We start from the raw sequence: 24,966 nt of genomic DNA, 5'->3' as shown, positions 1-24,966 counted from the left end.
TTTTATACTCGCCTTCCGCGGCCGCGCGGGGGGGGGGGGGGGGGGCCCCCCCCCCCCCCCCGCCCCCCCCCCCCCCCCCCCCGCCGTGTCGATAGGGTTTGGCCGGGAGCGTTGACGATCGATGCCGGCCTGGTATTGTCGTTCATCAGCATTGGCCGCTGCGAGGCTCATGCTGGCACTGGCATACGCTCGGTGCCATGGCTGACGTGTTCGATCGGGTTCAGGCTCTACCGACCATAGCCAAGCTTTGGCCTAGGGAGCCCGGCGTCGGCAGCAACTTTGCCTCCGACGCGACACATGCGTCGATCTCCACCTACACAGTTGCCCGGGTCCTTCTCCTCGACGCGATGCACCGACTGCAAGCTGCCGCGCGGATCGCGCAGACCCCCGACCTTGCCAGGCAGGGGACGCATATCCTGCTGCTGCGTCCGGCCTTGGTGTCAACGGCCAAGGGTGCGTGGCTCGTTCAGGCAGCGGATACCGCAGACCGGGTGAGTCGAGCAACACGATTGGTAGCTGAAGACCGTCGTCAGGGCGCTAGCGCTATGGGTAAGGCAGTGGAGCAGGGTGCACCCGATGTGTTCGGAGCCGTTGGTAGAGCATTCGAACGATCGCGAGATGTCGTCTTGTCTGCGGTGCGCGACCTTACCCCCGAAGTGCATAGACGTCCGCCGAGGGATGAATCCATGATTGCGGACCTCGGATCTGCGGTCGACAGTTATTACGGGACAAACAGCGCCATGTCGGACGTCCAGTTGCTGTGGAACACGTCTAGTAGCCTCGCCCACGGGGAGCGATGGTATTCAACGCTGACTGCTGGTCCACGTCGAGCGCCGGTCGCGGATATCTTGACTGACCGATCGTTCGATGTTGTATGCAGCGGACTAAACGTCACTGGTTTACGGATTCTCACCCTCGCTGCTGCGCGCAACCCGAACTGAGGGCAGTTGCCAAACCGCTCAAATGCACTGTTCTGCCGCCAAGTGCTCGCGGTGGAGCGTCACAGTCGCCGGTCGACCGGCGCGTGCTCGTCTGCCTAGAGTCGGTGAAGTTGCGACTAACTTCGGATCAGTGGTCGCCAGGCCGTGCTCCGCCTCGCTGGAGATGGCTTCGAATGGGGTGCGGTTGGTACCGCTGACCAGCAGGCCCTGTCCCCGTTGGGCGGCGAGGAGCAGCCGTCGTTCTCCGGCGGTCAGGCCGAAGGCGTCTCCGACGGTGTCGATGGCCTGGGGTGCCTGGCGGAGCAGGATCTGGGTGGCGGCGTTGGCGACTACGGCTTGGCCGAGGTCGGTGCCGAGCACGTCGGCGGCGTCCTGGGTGACCACGGTCAGTCCGGTGTGTCGCTTGCGGCCTGCTTTGGACAGGCGGAACAGGAATCGGGCGCCCTCGCCGTCGCGCATGAGCAGCCAGGCCTCGTCGACTACGACGATGCGTCGCGGCGGGGGTCCGTCGGCCGGTGGGGCGTCGACCTGCCGCCAGATGGCGTCGAGGGCGAGCAGGGTGCCGACGGTGCGCAGTTCGTCGGGCAGTTGCCGCAGCGACCACACCACCAGGTGACCGTCCGGGCGGGTGGTGGTGGGCCCGTCGAACAGGTCTTTGAACGAGCCGTCGATCCACGGCGAGAGTCGGGCGGCGAGCTGTGCGGCGGCCGGGTCGGCGTCACTGGTCAGGGTTGTGGCCAGGTCTCGTAGCAGGGGCGCGGGTCGGCGGTGGGTGCGCGGGTCGGCGGTGATCCCGGCCTGTCGGTAGACGGCGAGGATGGCGCGGTCCAGCGCCGCCCGCTCGGCCGGTGGCGGCAGCGTGCCGATCAGGACGCTGACGAGGGTGTGCAGGAACAGGCCCCGGCGGGTGAGCACGTCTGGGCGGGTGTCGCCGGCGGGCAGGTCGAGCGGGTTGATCCGGACGCCGGTCGCGCCGAGTCGCACGGTCGTCCCGCCGACGGCGTCGGCGAGGCGCAGGTACTCGTCTTCAGGGTCGATGATCGAGACGTGGACGCCGGTGTAGAGGTGCCGCAGCGTTTCCAGTTTCACGAAGTAGGACTTCCCGGCGCCTGACCTTGCCAGGACCACGCAGTTGTAGTTGTCCTGGGCGAAGCGGTCCCACCAGATGACGCCGTTGCCAGTCGGATTGGTGCCGTAGAGCACCCCGCCGGTCGTCGCGGGTTCTCCGGGCAGCGGGGCCGGCAGGTCGTGGCTGGCCAGGGGGAAGGCGGCGGCGAGGGCCTGGGTGTCCATGGTCCGTGGCATCCGCAGTCCGTCGGTGGCCAGGGGCAGGGTGGTGGTCCAGCCGGCGAGTTGCCGCCATGTCGCGGGTTGCACTTCCAGCAGGGTCGAGGCGGCGGCGGCTTTCACCCGGGCGCAGGCTTGCCGTAGTTCGTCCTCGGAGCGGGCGTGGACGGTGATGTACAGGCCGACGCGGAAGAGCTTGGCGGCGCCGCGGGCGAGCCGGTCGGCGAGGTCGGTGGCGTCGGCCGCCGCGGCCTCGGTGTACGGGTCGGTGAGTTTGCCCCGGTCGGCGTCGGCCCGCCGCGACGACTCCAGGCGGGCGCGTTGCTTGCGTAGCCGGGCTGCGGCGATGGGCGCGGGCAGCGGGTCGATGTGCAGGGTGACGTCGACCCGGCCGGGGTAGGACAGCAGCGGCTCGAGCCACGCGGGTCCGACCTCGGCCGGGTAGCCGGTGACCATGAGGGTGGCGGTGTAGTCGTCACCGACGCGCAGCCAGCGCGGGGTCACCTCGACCGAGGCCGGGGCGATCGCGCTGGCCAGCCCTGTCGAGGCGCGGTCTGCGGTTGTGGTGCCCTTCGGGTGGACGCGGGAGCGTCGCTTGCCGAGCACAGCGGTCTCCTTCAGCTGGTGGCGGTGAGGGTGATGACGGTGTCCGGGGCGGCCAGGCCCCCAGGGCGTGGCGTCCGGTAGGGGTCGGCGGCCGCGACGAGCGCGGCGGTGGCGGCCGGGCCGTCGAGGGTGCGGGCGGTCACGCCGAGGCCGGACAAGGCCCGGACGGTGTCGTCGGCCTGGCGTCGCGCGGTGTGGCTGCCCTGCTCGCCCGGGGCGGCGCGGGTGATCACGAGGACCTGGCGGCGCAGCGGATCCCGGTGTTCGGCCAGGTCGGCCAGGAACGCGGCGTGGTCGGCGCAGGCGGCTTCCAGCGCGGGGTGCGGCTGTGTTCGGGCGGCGTCGGCGACCGTGCGGGCGTGGGAGGCGAGGTCGACCGGTTGTGCGGAGACCACGACCTGGGTCGGCGTGGACAGCGAGTTGAGCCAGCGGCCGAATCCGTCGATCAGGGCGGCCTGCTCGGTGGCGGTGCGCAGCGTCAGGTTGATGGTGGTGGCCGCGACGATCGCCGCACGGTCACCGCCGACGGCGATCTCACCGTCGTCGTCGATCGCGTCGGCGGGCAGTCTCAGCGGTGCTGGCAGCGGGAGGCGTCCCTTCGGCGACTGCACCCATTCGGGCACGCTCGCGGCGTGGTCGCCGCAGGACGACAGCGCTTTCGGGCTGTGGGAGTGGCGGACCGCGTGGAGCAGCCAGAGGTCCATCGGCAGCCCGTCGCGGCGCCCGACCACCAGCGCGAACACGGCGCCACCGAAGACCACGCCGGCGAAGATGACGGCTTGTGGGGCGACGACGGCGCGCAGGCCGTTCCAGGCGGCGTAGAACGCCGTGCCGGCGACTGCCAGGATAGCCAGTTGCCGCCAGGTCAGCCCGTAGGCGACCTTGTCGGGCGCGTCGATGTCGGCCGGCATCCGCGCCCGGTCCACCACGTCGACGGCATCGTTGTTGATCATCTGGAGATCCTCCTGAGGGCGTTCAGGCCGGGGACGTTGCGGGCGAGTTGCTGGACGACGACGACCCGCACGGCAGCGCCGAGGACGTTGCCCCTGCCGCTACCGCCCTGGCTGGCCCACCGGCCGACCAGGCTGGGGATCTTCACGGTCGTCGCGAGCAGGACGATCACGATGAACAGGTTCAGCAGGCCGCCCGGCTCGACCGGCAGGCCCAGGACGGGCAGCATGTGGGTCGAGTCGAGCAGCATCCACTGGCCGGCGGTCAGGGTGAACGCCTGCGCGGTCGGGATCGCCAGGCAGCCGCCGTAGGTGCGCCACCACAGGCGGGCGGCGCCTTCCAGCGCGGGCACGGCGTGACACGCCAGGAACAGGGGTGCGGCGGCGGTCATGACCAGCAGGGTGACGAACCGGCCGATGAGTTGGGACGCCGTCATCACGATCAGGACCGCGATGATCAGCACGAGGATGAGGAACAGCAGTGGAGCGGTGACATCCCGTCCGGTTTTTAGGTGCTTCTGGACGCCGGCGAAGGCGTTGTCCCGGTTGGGGGTGTCGTCGCTGACCGCTGCGGTCAGGGCGTTGGCCAGTGTGATGAGCTCACGACAGAACAGCTGGGAGAAGTGGGCGGTGATGAACCCGACGACCAGCCGAGGCGCGAGGTCCTTCACGGTGTAGTGGGACTGCTCGTCGCCGCCGGAGATCATGACCATGACGCCGGCGGCGACGAACACCAGGACGAACGCGGTGTCGACGATCCAGATCGACCGGCCGGTCAGGGCCTGCACCTGGGGCAGCGCCGTGACCTGAGGGGTGGTCAGGAGACCGTCGGTGATCAGCGCGAAGATCGCGTCGAGGCTGGCCAGCACGGCCTCGGTCAGCCATTCGAGTATCTGGTCGAGGATTCCGCCCATCCAGTTCATCGCTGGTCAGCCCCCGACGATGCCTTGAACGACCTGCAGCAGGATCGGGGCGAGCACCGCCAGGCCGTAGCCGACCAGGGCGCTGCGCAGGGCGCCCTTGGCCTTGTCGACCTGGCCGGGGTCACCGCCCGCGGTGGCCCAGTAGACCCCGGCGAGCACGAGGAACAGGGTGGCGATCCCGGCCAGCAGACCCATGATCAGGTCGCGGAGGTTGTTGATGACGACCGGCAGGCTGTTCGCCGCCAGGTAGGTGGCGTCGCCCGCGGCGGCCTGGGCGGCGCTGGGGACGGCGAGAATCATCCCGGCGGCACCCAGGGCTGTGCAGACACGCGCGGCGCTGCGGAGAGCGCAGAGTCGGACAGGCTTTCTGGTGCGGATGGGGAACATGGGTGGTCACCTCCCGCCCCGCCACCGGTCACCGCGCGGGCGCCCGGGGGCGGGGCGATTGAAGAGCAAGGGGTGGAAGGGGCCGCCGCCGAGCGTGAGGTCGGCTTGCCGGCCACCCGGGGAGGAGCTCGCCTCCCTTACTGGGTGGTTGCGGTATCGATGAGGTGTCAGCGCATGCGATGGCGCGGCACCCGAGGTGACACGGCACGCGTCGCCTACACGCTCGACGGCGGACGGATCGCGGATCAGCCGGTGGCTGTTGTCGTCCGGATCCGCACCCACCAATCGGCGTTTGTCAGACGTGGCGAACACCTGCCGATCTGACAGCGACACCCCGGCCTCTGGCAGCGGCATGGGCTGGCGCTGGCCGAACCGCGCCGGAGCCGCCGTGGGGATACACGAGCTGCCGCAGACGAAAACGGTGGTGGGCCTGGGACGTCGACGCCGACGCCAGGCCCACCACCGTTCGCGGGGTGCGGACAGAAACCCTCGTCAGGCGGCTACCGCGACGTCGCGCGTCGCGGCCGGGCCGCGAGCCCTGCCCGCGCGGATGCTGCTCCGACGCGCGGCCTGCCCCGCCGACCGCTTCACGACTTCGATCGAGGTGACCTCGGTCAGGCTGCCGTCGGCCACCGCCCGCGCGAGCCGCTCATCGGCGCGCGCCAGCCGCATCCGCAGCGCGTCCACGGTGATGCCGAGCCGAGCGGCGATCGGCTCGGGGGCGCGCCGGCCCAGCCGGACCTCGATCCACGGCTGCACGTCCGCCTCGTCGATGACGCGCATCGTGCCGGCACGGCGGACCAGCAGGTCCGGATGGCCGTACGGGACCTTCGGGGTTCGCGAGCCAGCCACGTGCTCGATGTTCTCGACCGGCATGGCCTGGTCGTCGGCCAGCCGCAGCCTGCGCCCTGCCCGGAAGGCGGCCATGGTCAGCGACGCGTACAACGCGGGACGGGTGAGGTCGAGGTGATCGCGCAGCGCCTCCAGGAACCCGGTCAGCACCTCGCTGTCGATGTCGGCCGGGTCGCCCCGGTAGCCGGCGGACAGTTGCCCGGCGATACGCACCAGCGCGGGCATCGCCATCCCGACCGCCGCGATCGTCCACTCCTTGCCCTGCACCCGGGCACGCAGCACCAGTTCCCGCCACACCGCGTCACGGCCCGCGTAGTCACCGGGGTGCGAGAGGAGCCAGTCCCGCAGCACTGGCAGGGCGACGACACCCGACGGCAGGCGGAAGTCTCCGTCGATGTCACGGGGCAGGTCGTCACAGTCGAGTGACAAGGGTTTCGGGTCGCTGGTCAGCGCCACGAACGCCGCGTCCGCGGCGAGTAGATGGGAGGTGGGCCAGTCTCGGGTGTCGGACACGGACATGACAGGACTCCAAACGACAGACAGGTGACAGCGGCGACAAGCCGCCGGTGGACACGGGCGGATCCCGTGCCGCCAGTGGGCCACCGGCATCTGGCACGGCCATGACAGCCCGCCCCGGGCCCGGACACGGCCACGACCACCTCGGTCTGACACCCGGCGGCCACCTCCCGCCGTGCCTCTGACAGACCCGCTCCGAGCTGCACTGTCAGGTCGACACCCGTCACCGAGGACAAGGATCTCCGCGCCATGCTCGACGCTTGCCTCGCCGACCGAGCTGCATCGCGTCACGGTCAGTCCGACGTCGTTGAGGTGCCCGCCGATGGTCGCCTTCCGGCCGTGTCCAGACGGCAGCCCTTGTCGGTACCAGCTGCACCCGATGACATGGGCGCGACCTTGCAGAACGCAAGGGGCCGTCGTCGATGTCCGGTCATGCCGGCATGCCCATGTCACCGAAGTGCGTCGCTGTCGTAGTCGGATGTCCGGACACGCGGGCCGATGGTGTCGACGGAGGGCGGGGCGGAGTGTCGGGGGCACCAAAGTCGCGGCAGCGCCCGCAGCGACCGGTGGGCCGCGCCGTCGCCGGTCCGGCCGCGATCTGTCAGCGCCCTCGTGACAGATGCGCGCCGTGTCTGCCACTCTCCCCGTCCGCTCTGCCGCTGGTCGATCCGAAGGGCGGCTGGTCACTGCCGGCGACATCGAGAAACGGTGCTCCCGACCGAGACGGCAGCCCGCGCACCCCGATCTGACAAATCCGTCTGACAGTCGCTCCGCGTGATCGTCAGCGGGGAGAGCGGCCACGACCGGCGAGGCGGAGTCGGGCGGAACGCGGCACACGCAGGCTGTCAGACCGGCGAGGGCGCTGTCAGATCACCGAGTGTTCGCCAGGGCTGACAAACGCCGATTGGTAGACGTCAGCGCAGCACGGCGCGGCGCGGAGCCGACACCACATGAGCGAGCACTCCACGCCGCAGCCCGCCCGCTCGGGCGGCACTCCCCACATCCCTTCGATCGATCTGGTCGCCGGCGACCCGCCGGTGCCGATCACCGTCTGGCGCACCGCCCGCAGCGGCGACGACCAGAGCACGGCCATCTCCCACCGGCTGGCGTACCGGCTCATCGCCGCCTACAGCCGGCCCGGCGAGACGGTCGTCGACGTCACCGACACCCACGTCCTCGGCATCGCCTGCCGGCGCGGCGGGCGCCGGCACCACCCGGCCTGGTTCACCGCGACCCCGGCCCTGGCCGTCGGGCCCCGCACGCCGCAGCACACCGGCGAGCCCGTCGGCGGCGACCCGGACCGCGACGACCCGGACGACGTGGCCGCGTGGTTCGGCGACGACCTGACCGATCCCGACCCGCTCCCCGGCGACGACCCGCCCGCCGCCCTGGGCGACGGCGACGACCCGCAGGGGCGCACCAGCCTCGTCGTGGCCACCTGGCCGCTGGACGCCAGCAGCGACGCGGCCAACCACGCCCGCCTCGCCCGGCTGCTCACCGCCTGCACCGGCCTGCTGCGCCACGGTGGGTGCCTGGTCCTCGTCGTCGGGGTGCCGGCCGGCGTCCTCGCCACCCCGGAGGACTTCACGCCCGTGGTCGGCGCCGCCGCCGACGCCGGCCTCGGCTACCTGCAGCACATCGTCGCGGTCGCCGCCGACACCGACGGCGACCGGTTCACCTACCACGCCACCAACGAGGAACTGCTCTCCCTCGCCAGGGCCACCGGCGCGCAGGAGTTCGTGCTCCACGTCAAGGTGCACGCCGACCTGCTCGTCTTCGTCAGCCGAGGAGGTGACCGCCGTGCCTGACCACCCCTCCACCGACACCGCTGGCGCGTCCGGGTCGGACGACACGACCGCGGCCTGGCCGCAGGACCTGTCGGTGTGGGCCACCGCCCAGTCGACCGGACCGGTCCAGCGGCGCGGCCGGTACCTGCCCCAGTCGGTCAAGCACCCCGCCCGGATGCTGCCGGCGATCGCGGCCCACGCCGTGCACGCCTACACCCAACCGGGTGACCTGGTCTTCGACCCGATGTGCGGGATCGGCACCACGATCGTCGAGGCCATCCACGCCGGACGCGACGCCCTCGGAGTGGAGTACGAGTCCCGCTGGTCGGACATCGCCGACGCCAACATCGCCCACGCGCAGCGGCACGGCGCCCCCGGCCGCGGGTCGGTGATCCGCGGCGACGCGACCCGCCTGACCGCGCTCGTGCCCGCCGCCCTGCAGGGGCAGGTCGCCCTCGTGGTCACCTCACCGCCGTACGGGCCGACCGTGCACGGCCTCGTCCGGCCCGGCGCCGACGGGGTCACCAAGTACGACAACCGCTACGGCGAGGACAAGGGCAACCTCGCCTACCGCTCCTCCCTGGCCGGGCTGGTCGACGGCTTCACCGACATCCTGCGCGGCTGCCACACCCTGCTGCGCCCCGGCGGCGTAGTCGTGGTCACCGCCCGACCGTGGCGCAAACGCGGCGAGCTGGTCGACCTGCCCTCGGCGGTCCTCGCCGCCGGCACCGCCGCCGGCTTCGTACCCCTCGAGCGGTGCGTCGCGCTGCTCGCCGCCGTCCGCGACGGGCAGCTCGTCGCCCGCCCCTCGTTCTTCCAACTCCAACAGGTCCGCAAGGCCAGGGCCGGCGGCGTGCCGATGCACCTCATCGCGCACGAAGACGTCCTGGTCCTCGGCAAACCGCCGGGGCGCGGGGAGGTGACGTGATCGTTGCGCACACCCCCGCCCCACGGATCGGATCGGTCTGCACCGGGTACGGCGGCCTCGACATGGCCGTCGAGCTGGTGCTCGGCGGCCAACTCGCCTGGTACGCCGAGACCGACCGACACGCCCGCACCGTGCTCAACCAGCACTGGCCCGACGTGGCGAACCTCGGCGACATCCGCGCCGTCGACTGGACCCAGGTCGAGCCGGTCGACATCCTCACCGCAGGCTTCCCCTGCCAGGACATCAGCAACGCCGGTAAACGCGCCGGCATCACCGGGCAACACTCCAGCCTGTGGAACGCCGTCGCCGACGCCGTTCGCCACCTTCGACCGCCGCTCGTGTTCGTGGAGAACGTCGCCGCGCTCCTACGGCGAGGCTTCGACGTCGTCGAAGCCGACCTGGCCGCGCTCGGGTACGACACGAGCTGGCTCTGCCTACGCGCATCCGACATCGGCGCCGCCCACCGCCGCGACCGGTTGTTCCTGCTGGCCGCCCCCGCCGCACACCGAGGACGTGCGGACCTTGCCCACGCCGTGCGCCCGTGACGGCAAGGGCCCCGGCCATCAAGGAGGGCTGCCCGACCTGATCGAAGCCTCCGGCTCGCACCACGCTCGCCTACCCACCGTGACGGCGGCCGGCAGCCGGGCCTCGGCCACCGCCGGACGCACCGCACCGGCCGGGCAGCAAGGGCGAACGCCGAGCAGTGCGGCTCGGCTGCTGCCGACGCCGAGGGCGAGCGACACCGGCACACCGGGGCGCCAGGCCGGAGCCGGCTTCTCCCCACCACTGTCGCAGGTGCTGCTGCCCACCCCCAGGGCCACCGACGGAACGAAGGGCTGCCCCGGGCAACGCGGGTCGCACGGAGACCTCACCCTCCCGTCGGCGGCGGTGCGGGTACCGACCCGCAACCTGCCCACCCCGACGGCGTCCGACGCACGCGGACCCGGCCACCACGGCGACGGCGGCGCGGACCTCCGCACCACCATCGCCGGACTCGGCCAGCCCGCCACCGACCGGTGGGGCGTCTACGCCACCGCCGTGGCACGGTGGGAACTGCTCCTCGGCCGTCCCGCCCCGCAGCCGACCCAGCAAGGCCAGCACGGCAAACCGGTCCTGGCGCCACCGTTCGTGGAATGGCTCATGGGCCTGGACCCCGGCCACGTCACCGACCCGACGCTTGGACTGCCGCGCACCGCCGCGCTGCGGGTCCTCGGCAACGGCGTCGTCCCCCAACAGGCAACCACCGCGCTACGACTGCTGCTGTGCCCACACCGGTGGAAACCACCGGCATGAGCAACCCCACCCGGACAGCCCTCTGACCGGACGCAACCATCACGTCGGACCGGCCACGCAGCACCCGACGCGTGACCGGTCCGATGGCGTCCGCCGCCCTGCCGCACTGACAGCGCCCCGAGGCCTCGTGCGACACGGCCAGCCCTCGACATAGCTCCCGCCTCGATGCCGGCCCCGGCGCGGCGCGTGGCCACCGGTCACGCGCCGCGTCTCCACCCGACAAACCACCCACGCACATCATCGGAAGGACCATCCGCGATGAGCTCCCCCGACTGGAAGCCCACCGACCGGCCGACCCGCCCCGCCGACGAACCGCAGGTGTGGACCGCCGAGCGGATCCGCGCCCTCGGCCCCGCCACCGACCTGACCACCGCGGCGGCCATCTTCGGCCTGTCCCGCTCCGCCGCCTACGACCTGGCCAAACGCGGCGACTTCCCCGTTGACGTGCTGCGCTTCGGCAGCCGCTACCGGGTACCGGTCGCGGCCATCCTCCACGCCCTGCACCTACCCGCCGGCGACGACAACGCGCCCCCTGACACCCCGCCGCAGGCGACTTGACCCCCGCTGGAAGGCGCGCGTGGATCACCCCGCCTGCAATCCGCAGCCCACCGGCTGCCACACCCCACCGAAGGAGACACCTGATCATGGCGGAAGGATCCGTGTTCAAACGCTGCCTCTGCCGCGACAGCACCGGCCGCAAACTCGGCAACCGCTGCCCCCACCTACGGCGCGCGGGCGGCTCCTGGCACCCCACCCACGGCCGGTGGGCCTACCAACTCGAACTCCCCACCCACCCCGACCAACGACGCCGGCAACTGCGCCGCAGCACCTTCGACACTCGCGACGCCGCCGTCGGCGACCGAGACCACGCCAAAGCGCTACTCGCCCTCGCCGACGGCGACACCGCCCTCGCCGCGGAGATCGCCGACATGCTCCTCGCCGTCCCCGCCGGAAAACCACTGCCAGACCGCGACACCATCGCCCGACGGGTGCGCACCGGACTTCCCCCCACCGCCGCCACCACCGTCGGTGAGTACCTGCAGCAGTGGCTGGCCTCCCGACGCGGCATCGAACCCAACACCATCCGCGCCTACGAGTCCCACACCCGCGTCCACCTGATCCCCCACCTCGGAACGATCCCCCTGGACAGGCTGCGGGTCGACCACATCGAGGCCATGTTTACCGCCATCGCCGACCGCGCCACCGCCATCGACATCGCCCGGCAGAGTGACGACCCGCAGATCCGCGTCACCGTACGAGGAATCCGCGCCACCAGGCCGGCGACCATGCACCGCATCCGCGCCACCCTCCGCAAGGCGCTCAACGACGCGATCCGCCGCAGCAACAACCGGCTCATCAACTTCAACCCCGCCGCGCACGTCGAACTCCCCTCCGGCGCACGCCCCAAAGCCCGGGTATGGACCACCAAGGCCGTCGCGACGTGGCGCGCCACCGGGGAGCGGCCCAGCACGGTCATGGTGTGGACTCCGAAGCAGGCCGGCGAGTTCCTCGACTACGCCGAAACCCACGACATCGCCCTCTACCCGCTGTTCGCGCTCATCCTCCACCGCGGCCTACGCCGCGGTGAGGCCGTCGGCCTCACCGACACCGCCGTCGACCTCGACACCGCCCTGCTCACGATCTCCCAGCAGTTGTCTACCCACGGCTACACACCCGTGATCAAGAAGGTCAAATCCGAATCCGGCAACCGGGTCATCTCCCTGGACAGCCACACCCTCGCCGCGCTGCGCGCCCACCACGCCCGACGCGCCCGTTGGAAATTGGCCAGCGGCCGCAGGTGGCCCGACACCGGGCTCTTCTTCGTCCAGCCCGACGGCCGACCCTGGCACCCCGAGGCCGTCACCTGGCGTTTCGAGTGCCTCGTTCGCGACGCCGGACTACCCCCGATCCGGCTGCACGACCTCCGACACTGCGCCGCGACGTTCCTCAAAGCCGCCGGCGCAGACCTCAAAGACGTCCAGGAACTCCTTGGCCACTCCTCCATCACCATCACCGGCGACACCTACACCACTGTCATCGCCGAACTCGACGTCGAACGCGCCAAAGCCCAAGCCGCAGCCAACCTCGTACCCCGCCGACGCCGACCAGCCGCATAACACCAACCCACCACCGGACCGACAGGCGCGGTGCTCCACACCGCGTCGCCTACCGTCACTCCCGAGGTGGGTGCTCGAGGGGTGCTCGCACAATGGCGGCCCAAGTCCGACAATGCTCACGCAAAGGACACCGAAGCATAGTGATGTCTTGCTATCTTCCCAGCTCACAGGTAGGCCGCCTGGGACTCGAACCCAGAACCTAAGGATTAAAAGTCCTCAGCTCTGCCATTGAGCTAACGGCCCTCGGAGCACAGGTTACCCGACGAACGAGAGGTCGCGGCGGCTTGCTCGTCGGGCATCTGGATCTTGCCCGCCAAACTCTCTGCGCGAACGGCCTGGGCAACTGCAGGTTAACTCGGGCCCAGCCCTGGTCTTCCTGAGCGGCGAGGCGAGGGAGTCCCATGGCCGGGCAGCCCTCGCAGGATGGAAGCGCTGACCTGGCACAGGGCGCCGGGGCTGATGGAGGCGAGACACCTCTGGACCATGGCGCGGTGACACTGCGCCCATGGCTACGGGTGTAGACAGGCAAGCGCTGAGTTGCGTCGCACCCGTGAAAGTCACCGGTGTTCCTGACTTGCAAGCAATAGCGCTGGCGCCCCACAGGGATCGTCGTCGAGGTAGCTTCCGTCGCTTCGATCACGATCTGGCATCGGGCTGCTCGCGCCCATGGGTATTCGCCTTTGGCAGATACCGATGGCGAGTTCTACGTCGCGTTTGGGCTCTGAACGATGCTGGGTGTCTGGAACTCCGATCCTCGGCGCGACGGCGTGACGTGGCCGCTACGAACGATGAGGTAGCCGTAGGCAGCACTCTGTTGCTGCCTACGCCGTGTCGCGGTGAGGCAACCGCGCTGCTCTTTCGTAGGGTCTAGCAACGGCCCCTGCTCGAACAGAGGCTGGTGAGAAAAGCGTCAGCTAGTCATGCAGGAGGCGACGCCGACGTGACAGGGGCCGCTGGTCGGCACCCTGCCACTGTGTCAACTAGCCGACAGTTGCGCGTAGGAGCGTGGGCTTGTGAGCTTGATCGATTGCAGCCTGATCATGCTCGCCGCCCTGTTCTGGCTGTTCGCGCGGTGCGGGTTTCGAGATCGAGAAGGAAGGCGCGCCATGACGAATCAGAAAATGACAAGACTGTCCTGGGGAGGATCGAGTCGAAGACGTCGACGCCTTGGTTGCGACGAGACACGGTGACACAGTGGTCGTTGTCGCATCGTGAACTGCGTCGGGTCCACAGCGGCGTCACTACGGATTCCATTTTCAACCTCCAATGAGCGACAGTTGCGACAGGGTTTGCTATATGGATGATTGCGGCTTTTGGGTGAGCCAGGCTGCGCCGCTTGTTGCGAGGCGGGGGCCGAAAGCGTGCGCCTGCCCACAAGGGCCTTCACTTTCCGTCCTGTGGGCGCTCGCGCTATGTAAGCAAGATAGCAGGAAGCTGCGGCGTTGGCCTACAAATGTCCGGGTACTTTACCCGGGCCTTGGCGAAGTGAGTAGGTCTGCTAGCTTATTGCCTTCGGCCGTAACCAGACGGGCGGAGGCAAGATGCCACCGGCAACCCTCTTCCTTCAATCTGCCCGTTGCAATTATCGGCGGGAGGGCGCAATCGTGATGCTGGACGGACAAGGACCTGCGACGAATCGTCGGCGCCTACGGTTGGCGTTGCGCCAGCTCCGGGTTGAGCGCGGCCACTCACTTGAGGATGTTCGCCATGCCATGGAGTGGTCACTCTCGAAGGTTATTCGTATCGAGAGCGGCGCGGTGAGCATATCGGTCAACGACTTGCGGGCCCTATTGTCGTTCTACGGAGTCGTCGACTCTGGCGAACTCGGACGAATGATTGAGCTGGCCCGCCTCGCGCGTCGTCGGCACTGGGCTGCGGAGTACCGGGACTATGTTTCTCCCTCCTACATGGATTTCCTCGGTTACGAGGACGACGCGTCTCGGATCAGTCAATACCATCCATTCTTGGTTCCTGGGCTGCTGCAGACGCAGGACTATGCCCGCCTAGTAGTTACCGCCCGTCCGCACTACCGTTCAGACGGTCAAGCAGCGCAGGCAAGGGTGAGGCTGCGTCTGGCGAGGCAGGAACGGGTGTTCGCGTCCGGCCGCACGCCGGCGGTGCGGATCGTCCTGGACGAGCGTGCCCTTAAGCGTGTGGGCAGCAGAGAGATCATGCGGGAACAGTTCCGGAAGATTCAGGAGCTCCTTCCCCGCCTCGACCTTGTCCTCCTAAAGCGGGACAGCGCGGCAGATCCTGGTTTCGTAGGCCCCTTCTCCCTGCACGAGTTCGCTTCGGAGCGCGATCCGGACGTGGTGTACCTCGACAATCAGCCCGACGACGTGGCCCTCGTTGAGGACGCCGAAATGGTGGATGCGTACAAGGCCTCATTCGAGGATCTTTACGTCCAGGCAGTCCCGGCCGATTCCGAAGATGGCCAGAAGATACTCGATTTCGACGCACCTCACTAGCCACCCTCGTCACCACCCTGAGCATGCCGAGGGCTCGACAGTCGCACGCCATTCGATCGCTGACCAGCCAAGGACCCAGAGGTGTCCCGTTTGCCTGGAAGACGGTCGCCCGCATGCGTCACGGCGGGTTGCGGCAATATCAGCACGAACGTTCCGGAACCAGTTATGAGCACCGACACGACCAGTAGCACCGCAGTCAGGCCAGCTGTGCGCATGTCATCCAAGGCCGCGCCGACGATCAGTGCGGCCGCCACGAACACCGCTCGGCCCAGGACCTCCCCATAGCCCGTCGTCCCGCCAGCACACACCCCGATCCACGCCGGCTGCCACAGGCCGGCCGCCGGGACCCTTGTGATGGTTGACCGACGCAAGACGGACACGTGGTCCGTCAGGATGTCAGCTCCTGCACTCACCATCGGCTGTCCTCCACATCATGAAGACCTCAACACGTTGCATTTTGCAAGTTCTACTCCGCCTGTGGCGTTTTGCCACTGGCAGATTATGCCCCGTGCTGCAGGGAGGGCGTGCGCGCCACGCGGGGGATTAGTCAAGAATCCGACCAGCTCGAAGCATGTCCAGCCCAGCTCCGCGTTGCTACAGGCTGGACGTCGACAGATCTGCGGTTCGGTAGTGGATCACCATGACGTCTCCGCTGGCCGGTGTCGAAGTTTCGTGTCGAAGGTGGTCGACATCGGCAGGTCGGCGTTGAGTGATGGACACGGCTAGTGCCGAGCCAGCCTTCGACCTTCAGCATGACTGCGCCGCCAGGGGCGAGGTTCCGGCGCGACGGCTCGGGAGGTCCGGTTCCGCGGAGGCGGGAGCTCTTCCTGCGCTGGTTTAGTTGTGTCACCCGAGGCCGTGCTCGTTCTCGGGTGGATGACGGAAGACGCGGACCTGTCCGGATGGGCGGTCGTGAGGGATAGGAAGAGTGGCGCGTACATGAGTGTCGACACGATGAGCAGTGAGCGCCTTCGTGCTGCGATGGTTGATCAGTTGGCCGCTGATCATGCGGCGAAAGGGCTGACGATGCGGCCCGAGGTGGAGGCGGCGCTGAGGGCAATTCCACGCGAGCTGTTCACGCCGGGGACCGGGCTGCAGGAGGCCTACTCCGACACTGCCGTGATCACCAAGCGGCGTGGCGATGAAACCATCAGTTCGGTGTCGGCGCCTTGGCTGATCGCCGAGATGCTCGGTCAGGCGGCTGATGCCCTCGGCGGCCTGCACGGTCGGCATGTGCTGGAGATCGGTTCGGGTGGTTACAACGCGTCGCTGCTGCGGAAGCTGGTGGGTCCGTCGGGTTCGGTGCGGACCGTAGACATCGACCCGGACGTGACCGAGCGGGCTGTGGCGTGCCTCGCCGCGGCGGGTTACGGCGATGTCACGGTGGTGTGCGCGGACGCCGAGCAGCCGATTGAGCCGCTTTGCCGCTACGACCTGATCATCGTGACGGCCGGTGCGTGGGACATCCCCCCGGCATGGCGGGCGCAGCTGATTGAGGGCGGTGTGCTCGTCGCACCGCTGCGGACGTTTGGGATGACGCGGTCGTGGGCGCTGCGCCGGGTCGGCCACCGGCTGGTCAGCCAAAGCCAGCGGCTGTGTGGGTTCGTGGCGATGCAGGGTGCCGGTGCCCACGAGATGCGGTATCTCGATATCGCGGACGGCGTGCACCTGCGGCTGGACGAGGGGCAGCAGGTCGATCCGGAATCTGTCGGCGACCTGCTGACGCAGCCGCAGGAGCAGGCATGGGCCGGGGTGAGCCTGCCGCCTCGCGCCGTCTTGGCCGACCTAGACCTGTGGCTGGCGGCCCGCCTTGTCGACGAGGCGGGTCAGTTCTTGGTGCTCTCGGCGCAGCAGGAGGCCGTCGACGCCGGCGTCGTTGCCCCGGCCTGGCGTTTCGGTACCCCCGCTGTCCTGCACCAAGGCACGTTCTCCTACCGGTCGGCGCTGCGTTGGACCGAGGACATGTTCGACCTGGGCGCGTGCGCGCACGGGCCCAAAGCCGCCACAGCGGTGGAACGCCTCATCGAGCACATGCGCGCATGGGTGGACGCTGACCAGCCCTCTCCGGTGCTACACGTCCTGCCCGTAGGCACTCCCGACGGCGATCTGCCGGACGGGACGGTGCTGGACAAGCGGCACAGCCGCGTCGTCCTCACCTTCACCTCATAGGAAGGCAAGCGAGTGGAAATCAAGGAACTCGAGGAGTTCGACCTGGACGTCACCCTGGTGGACGCCGGCCCCGCAGCCAGTGGGTACGCCACCAACACCGACGACAACTGCGGCTCGGGCAACACGGGCTCGAACGCCTGCACCGGCGGATAACGGCTTTCACGCCTTTCGGGCCCGGCGTCGCCAACGCCGGGCCCCCGTTTTGGAAGGTGCGTCATGTTCTCCACGCCTGGTGCCGCGCTGATCAGGGTTGCCGCCTACCCGAGCGGTCTGGCTCTCCCCCCATGGCCCGACCTGACGTCCGACCGGCCCGAGCAGTGGCGAGAGTGGCTGAGGAGGGCATGGTCGCTGCCGGGGTTCGCAGCTGCCGTCGCTGGTGCCACCCCGGGGTTAGCCGAGCAGATCACCAGAGCCGTGGCCGGCGATTCAGTTCCGCCGGGCCGGCTCCGACGCGTGGTCGAGTCGGCGGTCCGGTACCTGCTGAGATGGACCACCCGCGCGACCCCGTTCGGGGCCTTCGCCGGGGTGGCTCCGGTCGAGTTCGGTGCCCGCGCGGCGGTCCGTTGGGGCGACGCGCACCGCGAGGTAGTCCGGCCTGACGGGCAGTCCGTCGCCGAGCACACCGCGCGGGCCGAGCAGGACCTGGCCTTACTTCGCGGTGTCGCGGTGATGACGAACTCGTTGGGGTACCGACGTGGTGAGGCGTGGGTGCTGCCTTGCGCCCGCGCGGACGAGGACCGCCGGTGGGATGTCGAGGTTCGCCTGACCAAGCTGGTTCAGGCGGCGATACGTGCGGCCACGTCCCCTATCAGATTCACCGAACTCGTCACCCAGGTCGCTCGGGCGACGCTCACCGAGACCGACGTAACTGAGCGGACGTTGGCCTTGCTGGTGCAGGCGGGCGTGCTGCTGTCCGCGCTGCGGCCGGCGATGACCGTCGTCGACCCGGCCGCGTACCTGGGCCGCCACCTCGCGCTGTCCGATCCTGGTAATCGGGTCGCGGTCGATGTGAGGGTTGACGCCTCGGTGACGCTGCCCCCGGCGGTGCTGCGTGAGGCGGGCCGGGCCGCGTCGACGCTGACGGCGGTGGCGCCACCTCTGCCCGGGTGGGCGGAGTACCACGCCGCGTTCATCCAGCGGTGGGGGCCGGGTGCGGCCGTGCCTGTACGCGACGTGCTGAACGTCCTAAGTTTTCCCGCCGGATACCGGGGTTCGACCCGGCGCATACCCGCCGTGTTCACCGCTCGCGACCGGCTACTCGCGCAGCTTGCCCAGCAGGCGGCGCTGGACGGCTGCGCGGAAGTGATCCTCGACGACGAGCTGATCGGCCGCCTTCGCGGAAACGACGACCGGCCGCCGATCCCGCACACCGAGCTACGTTTCGCCCTCGCCGCCGCTGCCCTGCAGGACCTGGACCAAGGCGCGTTCACCTTGACCGTGGTCAGCGGATCCCGCCACGCCGGTGCTGCCTCCGGTCGGTTCGTTCACCTGCTCACCGGGAACGAGCTCGCATCGTGGCAGCGGGTCTACCAAGGTTTGCCGACTACGCTGCCTGGGGCCCACACGGTGCAACTGTCCGGTCCACCGCTGGACGCTCGCCTGGCCCCGGTCGCCCGGACACCCGAGCTGCTGCCCGTCCTGCCGGTCGGGGACTTCCACCCCGACCCGCCCTACAGCGTCACGGACCTCGCGGTGACCGGCGACGGCCAGCGCCTGTGGTTGGTCTCACGGACCACCGGACAACCTATCGAGCCGCTGCTGCTCAACAGTGTTTTGATGTCCGGCCTCCAGCAGCCACTGATGCGGTTCCTGACCGAAATCTGGGCAGCGTGGTCGGCTCCGTGCAGCAGGTTCGACTGGGGCCACGCCCAAGCGCTGCCGTTCCTGCCTCGTGTGCGGCGCGGACGCAGCGTCCTGCACCCCGCTCGTTGGATCATCGAACGGTCGGCCCTTTCACGCGCGCAGCCATGGGCCCGGTGGCGCGACGCCTGGCACCGATACCGTGACCAGCACCGCCTCCCCGGCCAGATCTTGGTCGGGGACGACGACGTGCGGTTGTGTCTGGACCTGGACAACGACACTCACCTGGCAGTACTGCGTACGCACCTCGCTCGGCATGCCCGCACCATCGTCACCGAAAGCCCCGGCCCGGCCGGCTGGATCGGCGGCAGGCCTGCCGAACTCCTGCTCACTCTCACCGCCACCTCACCGACCACCCCGTCGACCCGACCGGTCCAGGCCGTAACCACCCTGCAGCATCGGCCCGGACAGTCACCGTGGTTGGAGGCCAGGCTGTACGGCCGGCAAGACGACATCCTCACCGACCTCGCCCGCCAGCCCTCCGAGGTTCTTCCGAAGGGCTGGTGGTTCCTGCGATACCCCGACCCCGAGCCCCACTTGCGGCTACGCATCTGCCTGCAAGGCGATGGGCAGTTCGCCGACACCGCCAGAAACCTCGCTCGGTGGGCACAGCGCTTGGACCACGATGGCACCCTGTACGACTACACCCTGCACACCTACCGGCCGGAGACTCGCCACGGCACCGGACCGACCCTCGCCGCCGCCGAAGCGGTGTTCGCCGCTGACTCCCGCGGCGCCCTGCGGCGGCTGACCGGTGACCGCCAAGCCGCCACCGCCGCCACGATGATCACCATCGCCGACGGCTTTACCGGCGACGGGCCCCGCTGGCTCACCGAGAACATTACCCACCGCAGCGGCCCCCGTCTCAGCCCCGCCCAACTCGACCTCGCCCGCATTCCCCACCGAGATGACGACCTCGTTGCGGCATTGCACAGCTACAGGGCACTGACCCACGCCGATGGCCTCGACCTCGACCTCGTCTTGGCCGACCTGCTGCACCTGCACCACGCCCGCATGATCGGCGTCGACACCGCCTCCGAGCGGCACTGCCTCCGCCTGGCCCGCGCCGTCGCCCGCACCCACCAGGCAACGTCATGACAGCTGGCCAGTCCCTCGCCGACGGGGCAGCCGGCGTCGCCCTGCTACACCTGGAAACCGGCAATTGGCCAGCCGCGTACGAGGCCCTGCGGGACGCCACCGCCAACGGCGTCAGCATCGCCGCAGGCGCCAGCCTCTTCTACGGCGCCCCCGCCCTCGCCTTCCTCCTCGCCAAGACCAACCATCCAGGTTGCGCCCGCGCGAGATCGATCGCAGCTTCCGGGACCGCCACAGTGACACGTCGGCGGCTGGACCTGGCTTACCGCCGCATCGACTCCCGCCAACGGCCGCACTACGCCGAATACGACCTCATCCGCGGCCTGACCGGTCTCGGCGTCGCCCTGCGCCGCGTCGGCGACCACGACCTGCTCCGCCAAGTACTCGACTACCTGGTCCGACTCACCGAACCCCTCGGCGACCTCCCCGGCTGGTGGTGCGCCAACGGCCCCGACCGCAACGAACCGCCGCCGCCCGGAGGTCACGCTAACCTCGGCCTCGCCCACGGCATCACCGGCCCTCTCGCGCTGCTCGCTCTCACCCTTGGTGACGGCATCACCGTCGCCGGACACATCGAGGCCATCAACCGCATCTGCCGATGGTTGGACAGCTGGCAGCAAGGCCGCACGAGCTCCACTTGGTGGCCGCAAACCCTTACCCTCGCCGACCTGCACCACGGCACACCAGCGCAGCAGGAGCCTCTGCGCCCCTCTTGGTGCTACGGCACCCCCGGCATAGCCCGCGCCCAGCAACTGGCCGCCCTCGCCCTCGGCGACACCATCCGCCAATGCCACGCCGAAGCCGCGTTCACCGCCTGCGTCAACGACCCCGCCCAGATCCGCCGTATCACCGACCGCAGCCTCTGCCACGGCACCGCCGGGCTGCTCGTCACCGGCCGCCGCATTACCGCAGACGCCCTCATGCCGACCACTCTCACCCCACTCACACGCCTGCACCAGCACGCCACCCACACCGAGGACGAGAGCACCGGCCTCCTTGATGGCACCACCGGATCCGACCTCGCCGCAGCCGACACCACCTCAACATCCTGGGAAGCCTGCCTCCTACTCATCTGAAGAAAGGCCAATTGTGGAAGAAGGCATTTGGAAACAGGTCAACATCACCTACCCGGGACAGGACCGCCAGGAGCGCGAACGGCACGCAGTGCCGCACCTACGGCACGTCCTACCCGTAGCCGAAACCTCCGGTCTCATCACCGCTTGGTGGTTCATGCGCAAAGGCCCCTGGCGCATCCGCTATCTACCCGCCTCACTGCACAACGGCCCCGACCCGGTACACCGCCTACTCACCGACGCGACCACCTGGACCACCGACATCTACGAACCCGAGACACACGCCTTCGGCGGCGCCAACGCGATGGACGTCGCCCACACGCTGTTTCACCACGACAGCCACCACCTCATCACCTACCTCGACGACCATCCGGCCGACCGGCGGGAACGCTCACTGATCCTGTGCACCGCGCTAATGCGCATGGCAGGCCTGGACCTCAACGAACAAGGCGACGTGTGGGCGCGAGTCGCCCAGCACCGCGCCGGACACCTCACCCTGCCACCGGCTTCTCACACCTGGGGGGCCTTCACCGGCAAGATCCGTTACCTCCTACTCGGCGCGGCCCGCGATACCAGCGACTGGCAGGCCGGGTTCGAGAACGCCGGCACATCCCTTCGGTGCCTCCGCGAGACAGGCACCCTCACCCGCGGCCTGCGCGCCGTCATCGCAGAACACGTGATCTTCCACTGGAACCGCCTCGGAGTCCCCGCCAACGCTCAAGCCGCGCTCGCCCAGGCGGCTACGGAGGCCATCTTCGGTCGTGTTCCCGCGTTGCCTGGGTAGGAGTCGCGTTCCTTCCTGCCAAGCCGGACGCCACTCGAATCAGGCCCAAGCCCAGGAACTGCGATCCGCTATCGTCAGAGCGCTGTGTGTCAAACACCGCACCAGCCGGCTCGACGCGGGCCGATGCAGGCGGAAGGCCAAGCCATGATCGATCGCCAAGACCTACAACAGGCAAGGCTTGCTCTCGGTCGCAAACTTGCCGCCCTACGCACGTCGCGTGGACTCATCCAACAAGCCCTCGCACGTCAAGTGCAGACGACGCGCAGCACCCTGGCCATGGTCGAACGCGGCCGGCAGGTCGTTGATCGGATCTTCTGGCTCCGGTGCGATGCGCTGCTGGTGGCCGACGGTGAACTGCTGGCCGCCTACGACGCCTACCGACATCTCCAATCCGAGTTCAACGCGCAAAGAGCCGAGGCCGCACAGCGAGCACGGTGGGGAGCGGTATCGGAGGTGGTCATGACAACCAGCGACGTTACGGCTCGAGAGAGCGGCGACGGCATCAACAGAAAACCGCAGAATCGATCTCACGATGAGCAACCAGAGACAATCCCTTCAAGCGCAGCCCGCTTGCTGGCTCACTTTCGCCGCCAACTGCTTGCGCCTATCCCACTGAAGCAGACGATCGACCCCACCAGTCTCCCAGAGGTCCGTCAACGGGTCGCTCAAATGCACAGCCTCTACCAGCGTGGCAACTATGCCGACACGGTCCGGGCGCTACCTGACACGATCCAACAGGCGAACCTTCTGATCTCCACGTGCCCCGAGGCCCACCGCAACCGAGCAGCTGCCCTTCTAGCGGCAGCGAACCTCGCCGCTTCCAAGGTCGCCGTCAAGCTTGGCGATCCCAGCCTCGCCTGGATAGCCGCCGACCGAGCCGCTCGTGCCGCCGCCGACCAGGCCGAGGACGCTGCCCTCGTCGCCGCAGCGGCGTTCTCGGTGGGAACCGCGCTGCTGGCCATGCCGGACCGCAACGACAACGCCGAAGACGTGGTGTTATCGGCTCTTGACCGACTCGCACAAACGCCACATCAACTCGGGTCGAGGGCACTGTCGGCCCAGGGGGCGTTGACCTTACTCGCAGCCCTGGTCGCCGCCCGCAAGGATCAGCCTGCGGCCGCCGAGCGGCACCTCAACGGCGCGCATGCCCTGGCAAACCGGCTCGGCACTGACCGCAATGACCTTTGGACCGGCTTCGGGCCAACGAACGTGACGATCCACCGCATCAACATCGCGGCCCGAACCGACCACCCGCAGCTCGCCATCCATCTGGGAGAACAACTTGACACCTCGTCGCTACCGAAAGCGCTAATGAGCCGCCGGGCACAGGTCCACCTCGACCTCGCAGCGGCCTACGCCTGTGCACCTGAGAACGACCCCGCAGCCGTGCTGCATCTCCTCGAAGCCGAACGAATCGCACCCCAGACGATGCGGGTGCACGCCAGAACACGCCATCTGATTGGCGACCTACTCGCGCGTGAACGACGCGCCGTCACCCCCGGCCTGCGGGCGCTCGCCGATCGAGCCGAGATCACCGCCTGATGCCAGAACCTAGAAACATCCGTCTGCTCTACCTAGTGGTCTGCGCCGCTCCACCAGCCCGACACATCGCCGAACTGGTAGAGATGGCACAACGTGATGGCTGGGACGTGTACATCATCGCGACCGAAACAGCTCAGACCTGGCTCCCCACCGAACGGCTGGCCGCTGCGACGGGACACCCCGTCAGCCACCGACAGCGCAACCCCGACGCACCCAGCGTCCTGCCACGCGCCGATGCCGTCGCCGTCGTCCCGGCAACCTTCAACACGATCAACAAGTGGGCCACCGGCATCAACGACAGCCTGGCCCTCGGCATCCTCAACGAATCCCTCGGCACAGGTCTGCCCATCGTCGCCTCGCCCTACGTCAAACCCACCCTCGCCAGCCACCCTGCATTCAACACTCACCTGCGGCTACTCGCCGATAACGGCGTATGGCTCACTCCCACCCAAGCTTTACGCCCGGCCCAGGACGACGAACCCTTCCGGTGGGAAGTCATCATCGACGCACTTCACGGGCTGCTCACCCCGCGATCACCGCGTGGACGCTGACGCCGATCTGGTTGGCGGAGCCGGCCCCAGCCGAGTCAGCGAGAGGACCCAGCGGGCGGCTTGCCCGGCCGCGCCAGCGCAGCGACGGCCGGAGCCCAGATTGCCACCGGACGTCTCCCCGACGCCGCAGTGGCTCCGGCTTACCGAGGCGGCCCGGCGCGACTGCTCAGAACAGAGCGGGGTGAGGGGCGGGGGGCAATGTCTGTTTCGCGGAGGGCATCGGTACGCCGGCTACGGCGGCCAGCTCCGAGATCGTCGGCGGCGCCGCCGCCCAACGTCGGCTGATCAGCTCGGGCAGCAGCACCGCTGCGGCGACGGTGTCCCAGATCGCGCGGTGTGGTTGCGAGCCGGGAGCCGCGGTGTTGACGCGTTCGGTGAGGTGAAGCCCGTCGATGAGCGCGGCCAAGCCGTGGGGGCGGTTGCCCGGCAGCGCGCGGGCAAGGCGCAGGGTGTCGATGAGGCCGGCCGGGTGGATGTCAGGCAGACGGCGGTGCAGCAGCCGCCAGTCAACGTTGACGTTGTGGCCAACGAGGTAGCGGCCGTTGATTCGGTCGGCCAGGTCTCCTGCGACGTCGCCGAGGGTGGGGGCGTGACGCAGGGCGGCGTCGGTGAGCCCGGGTGAGAGCCACGATCGGCGTCCAATGGGCCGGCCGGGGTTGACCAGGGTGGTGTAGTGCGTAGGCATGTGCGGCAGCCCAGCGCGCAGCGGGACGAGCGCGATCTCCAGGATCGCCTCGTTCTCACGGTCCTGGGCGCCGCTGCCCTCCAGGTCGATGACGACCAGGCTGGCGGCTGTCCAGGGGGCGCTTGGGCTGCCGCTCATGCTTGCCTCCAGCG

General features: G+C 69.2%; 21 protein-coding genes, 1 tRNA gene and 1 pseudogene. 15 read left to right on the top strand and 8 right to left on the bottom strand.

What is annotated here, in order from left to right; all coding sequences use genetic code 11:
• Positions 1–197: 197 nt before the first annotated feature.
• Positions 198–941, top strand: a complete 744-nt coding sequence (locus tag ACLQ2V_RS08050) for a hypothetical protein (protein ID WP_425717717.1) — start codon at positions 198–200, stop codon at positions 939–941.
• A 123-nt stretch (positions 942–1,064) separates the two neighbouring features.
• Here ACLQ2V_RS08050 and ACLQ2V_RS08045 read toward each other — a convergent pair.
• The 5 genes and pseudogenes from ACLQ2V_RS08045 to ACLQ2V_RS08025 form a co-directional block, all read right to left on the bottom strand.
• Positions 1,065–2,765: pseudogene (locus tag ACLQ2V_RS08045) on the bottom strand (VirB4 family type IV secretion system protein); the annotation flags it as partial.
• An 80-nt stretch (positions 2,766–2,845) separates the two neighbouring features.
• Entirely contained in the window at positions 2,846–3,787 is a 942-nt protein-coding gene (locus ACLQ2V_RS08040; protein ID WP_425717716.1) for a PrgI family protein, read from the bottom strand.
• Positions 3,784–4,698: a hypothetical protein gene (locus ACLQ2V_RS08035; RefSeq protein WP_425717715.1), complete on the bottom strand. Its 915-nt coding sequence runs from the start codon at positions 4,696–4,698 to the stop codon at positions 3,784–3,786. The genes ACLQ2V_RS08040 and ACLQ2V_RS08035 overlap by 4 nt, the downstream gene beginning before the upstream one ends.
• 15 nt (positions 4,699–4,713) lie before the next feature.
• Entirely contained in the window at positions 4,714–5,094 is a 381-nt protein-coding gene (locus ACLQ2V_RS08030; protein WP_425717714.1) for a pilin, read from the bottom strand.
• Positions 5,095–5,586: 492 nt separating this feature from the next.
• The gene (locus tag ACLQ2V_RS08025; protein WP_425717713.1) at positions 5,587–6,465 is read right to left on the bottom strand and encodes a hypothetical protein; all 879 of its coding nucleotides are present in this window, start codon (positions 6,463–6,465) and stop codon (positions 5,587–5,589) included.
• Positions 6,466–7,412: 947 nt separating this feature from the next.
• On the opposite strand from ACLQ2V_RS08025, the gene ACLQ2V_RS08020 reads away from it, so the two are divergent.
• The 6 genes from ACLQ2V_RS08020 to ACLQ2V_RS07995 all read left to right on the top strand — a co-directional run bounded on the left by ACLQ2V_RS08020 (position 7,413) and on the right by ACLQ2V_RS07995 (position 12,587).
• Positions 7,413–8,270, top strand: coding sequence for a hypothetical protein (locus ACLQ2V_RS08020; RefSeq protein WP_425717712.1), 858 nt, complete (start codon positions 7,413–7,415; stop codon positions 8,268–8,270).
• Positions 8,254–9,177: a TRM11 family SAM-dependent methyltransferase gene (locus ACLQ2V_RS08015; protein ID WP_425717711.1), complete on the top strand. Its 924-nt coding sequence runs from the start codon at positions 8,254–8,256 to the stop codon at positions 9,175–9,177. The genes ACLQ2V_RS08020 and ACLQ2V_RS08015 overlap by 17 nt, the downstream gene beginning before the upstream one ends.
• The gene (locus ACLQ2V_RS08010) at positions 9,174–9,722 is read left to right on the top strand and encodes a DNA cytosine methyltransferase (protein ID WP_425717710.1); all 549 of its coding nucleotides are present in this window, start codon (positions 9,174–9,176) and stop codon (positions 9,720–9,722) included. The genes ACLQ2V_RS08015 and ACLQ2V_RS08010 overlap by 4 nt, the downstream gene beginning before the upstream one ends.
• Positions 9,723–10,065: 343 nt before the next feature.
• Positions 10,066–10,470: a hypothetical protein gene (locus ACLQ2V_RS08005; protein ID WP_425717709.1), complete on the top strand. Its 405-nt coding sequence runs from the start codon at positions 10,066–10,068 to the stop codon at positions 10,468–10,470.
• Between the two features lie 258 nt (positions 10,471–10,728).
• On the top strand, positions 10,729–11,028 hold the full coding sequence (locus tag ACLQ2V_RS08000; RefSeq protein ID WP_425717708.1) for a helix-turn-helix domain-containing protein: 300 nt from the start codon (positions 10,729–10,731) through the stop codon (positions 11,026–11,028).
• A gap of 86 nt (positions 11,029–11,114) precedes the next feature.
• Positions 11,115–12,587: a tyrosine-type recombinase/integrase gene (locus tag ACLQ2V_RS07995; RefSeq protein WP_425717707.1), complete on the top strand. Its 1,473-nt coding sequence runs from the start codon at positions 11,115–11,117 to the stop codon at positions 12,585–12,587.
• Between the two features lie 171 nt (positions 12,588–12,758).
• Here ACLQ2V_RS07995 and ACLQ2V_RS07990 read toward each other — a convergent pair.
• A tRNA-Lys gene (locus ACLQ2V_RS07990) sits at positions 12,759–12,830 on the bottom strand.
• Between the two features lie 795 nt (positions 12,831–13,625).
• Positions 13,626–13,841, bottom strand: a complete 216-nt coding sequence (locus tag ACLQ2V_RS07985; protein ID WP_425717706.1) for a DUF397 domain-containing protein — start codon at positions 13,839–13,841, stop codon at positions 13,626–13,628.
• Positions 13,842–14,194: 353 nt separating this feature from the next.
• Between ACLQ2V_RS07985 and ACLQ2V_RS07980 the strand changes: the two genes are divergently transcribed.
• The 8 genes from ACLQ2V_RS07980 to ACLQ2V_RS07945 all read left to right on the top strand — a co-directional run bounded on the left by ACLQ2V_RS07980 (position 14,195) and on the right by ACLQ2V_RS07945 (position 24,129).
• Positions 14,195–15,055, top strand: coding sequence for a helix-turn-helix domain-containing protein (locus ACLQ2V_RS07980; protein ID WP_425717763.1), 861 nt, complete (start codon positions 14,195–14,197; stop codon positions 15,053–15,055).
• Positions 15,056–15,994: 939 nt separating this feature from the next.
• Positions 15,995–17,224: a methyltransferase, FxLD system gene (fxlM, locus tag ACLQ2V_RS07975; protein WP_425717705.1), complete on the top strand. Its 1,230-nt coding sequence runs from the start codon at positions 15,995–15,997 to the stop codon at positions 17,222–17,224.
• A gap of 18 nt (positions 17,225–17,242) precedes the next feature.
• The gene (locus ACLQ2V_RS07970) at positions 17,243–17,377 is read left to right on the top strand and encodes an FxLD family lanthipeptide (RefSeq protein ID WP_425717762.1); all 135 of its coding nucleotides are present in this window, start codon (positions 17,243–17,245) and stop codon (positions 17,375–17,377) included.
• Positions 17,378–17,440: 63 nt separating this feature from the next.
• Complete coding sequence (locus ACLQ2V_RS07965) at positions 17,441–20,182, top strand: lantibiotic dehydratase (protein ID WP_425717704.1); 2,742 nt, start codon at positions 17,441–17,443, stop codon at positions 20,180–20,182.
• Positions 20,179–21,255, top strand: a complete 1,077-nt coding sequence (locus ACLQ2V_RS07960) for a lanthionine synthetase C family protein (protein ID WP_425717703.1) — start codon at positions 20,179–20,181, stop codon at positions 21,253–21,255. Before ACLQ2V_RS07965 ends, ACLQ2V_RS07960 begins: the two co-directional genes overlap by 4 nt.
• 13 nt (positions 21,256–21,268) lie before the next feature.
• Positions 21,269–22,036, top strand: coding sequence for a thiopeptide-type bacteriocin biosynthesis protein (locus tag ACLQ2V_RS07955; RefSeq protein WP_425717702.1), 768 nt, complete (start codon positions 21,269–21,271; stop codon positions 22,034–22,036).
• A 123-nt stretch (positions 22,037–22,159) separates the two neighbouring features.
• Positions 22,160–23,578, top strand: a complete 1,419-nt coding sequence (locus ACLQ2V_RS07950; protein WP_425717701.1) for a helix-turn-helix domain-containing protein — start codon at positions 22,160–22,162, stop codon at positions 23,576–23,578.
• Entirely contained in the window at positions 23,578–24,129 is a 552-nt protein-coding gene (locus ACLQ2V_RS07945) for a flavoprotein (protein WP_425717700.1), read from the top strand. The genes ACLQ2V_RS07950 and ACLQ2V_RS07945 overlap by 1 nt, the downstream gene beginning before the upstream one ends.
• A 166-nt stretch (positions 24,130–24,295) precedes the next feature.
• Here ACLQ2V_RS07945 and ACLQ2V_RS07940 read toward each other — a convergent pair whose 3' ends face one another.
• On the bottom strand, positions 24,296–24,952 hold the full coding sequence (locus tag ACLQ2V_RS07940) for an exonuclease domain-containing protein (RefSeq protein ID WP_425717699.1): 657 nt from the start codon (positions 24,950–24,952) through the stop codon (positions 24,296–24,298).
• Between the last annotated feature and the right edge of the window lie 14 nt (positions 24,953–24,966).

It is taken from the genome of Micromonospora sp. DT233 (assembly GCF_049841815.1).
In the GTDB taxonomy this organism is placed as follows: Bacteria; Actinomycetota; Actinomycetes; order Mycobacteriales; family Micromonosporaceae; genus Micromonospora.
Note: the sequence above shows the minus strand (reverse complement) of the source record. Positions and strands in the feature narration are given on the sequence as shown.

Coding starts and splice junctions, on each gene's coding strand:
- ACLQ2V_RS08050 (WP_425717717.1), top strand. CDS start 198: ATGGCTGACGTGTTCGATCGGGTTCAGGCTCTACCGACCATAGCCAAG.
- ACLQ2V_RS08040 (WP_425717716.1), bottom strand. CDS start 3,787: ATGATCAACAACGATGCCGTCGACGTGGTGGACCGGGCGCGGATGCCG.
- ACLQ2V_RS08035 (WP_425717715.1), bottom strand. CDS start 4,698: ATGGGCGGAATCCTCGACCAGATACTCGAATGGCTGACCGAGGCCGTG.
- ACLQ2V_RS08030 (WP_425717714.1), bottom strand. CDS start 5,094: ATGTTCCCCATCCGCACCAGAAAGCCTGTCCGACTCTGCGCTCTCCGC.
- ACLQ2V_RS08025 (WP_425717713.1), bottom strand. CDS start 6,465: ATGTCCGTGTCCGACACCCGAGACTGGCCCACCTCCCATCTACTCGCC.
- ACLQ2V_RS08020 (WP_425717712.1), top strand. CDS start 7,413: ATGAGCGAGCACTCCACGCCGCAGCCCGCCCGCTCGGGCGGCACTCCC.
- ACLQ2V_RS08000 (WP_425717708.1), top strand. CDS start 10,729: ATGAGCTCCCCCGACTGGAAGCCCACCGACCGGCCGACCCGCCCCGCC.
- ACLQ2V_RS07995 (WP_425717707.1), top strand. CDS start 11,115: ATGGCGGAAGGATCCGTGTTCAAACGCTGCCTCTGCCGCGACAGCACC.
- ACLQ2V_RS07985 (WP_425717706.1), bottom strand. CDS start 13,841: ATGGAATCCGTAGTGACGCCGCTGTGGACCCGACGCAGTTCACGATGC.
- ACLQ2V_RS07980 (WP_425717763.1), top strand. CDS start 14,195: ATGCTGGACGGACAAGGACCTGCGACGAATCGTCGGCGCCTACGGTTG.
- fxlM (WP_425717705.1), top strand. CDS start 15,995: ATGAGTGTCGACACGATGAGCAGTGAGCGCCTTCGTGCTGCGATGGTT.
- ACLQ2V_RS07965 (WP_425717704.1), top strand. CDS start 17,441: ATGTTCTCCACGCCTGGTGCCGCGCTGATCAGGGTTGCCGCCTACCCG.
- ACLQ2V_RS07960 (WP_425717703.1), top strand. CDS start 20,179: ATGACAGCTGGCCAGTCCCTCGCCGACGGGGCAGCCGGCGTCGCCCTG.
- ACLQ2V_RS07950 (WP_425717701.1), top strand. CDS start 22,160: ATGCAGGCGGAAGGCCAAGCCATGATCGATCGCCAAGACCTACAACAG.
- ACLQ2V_RS07945 (WP_425717700.1), top strand. CDS start 23,578: ATGCCAGAACCTAGAAACATCCGTCTGCTCTACCTAGTGGTCTGCGCC.
- ACLQ2V_RS07940 (WP_425717699.1), bottom strand. CDS start 24,952: ATGAGCGGCAGCCCAAGCGCCCCCTGGACAGCCGCCAGCCTGGTCGTC.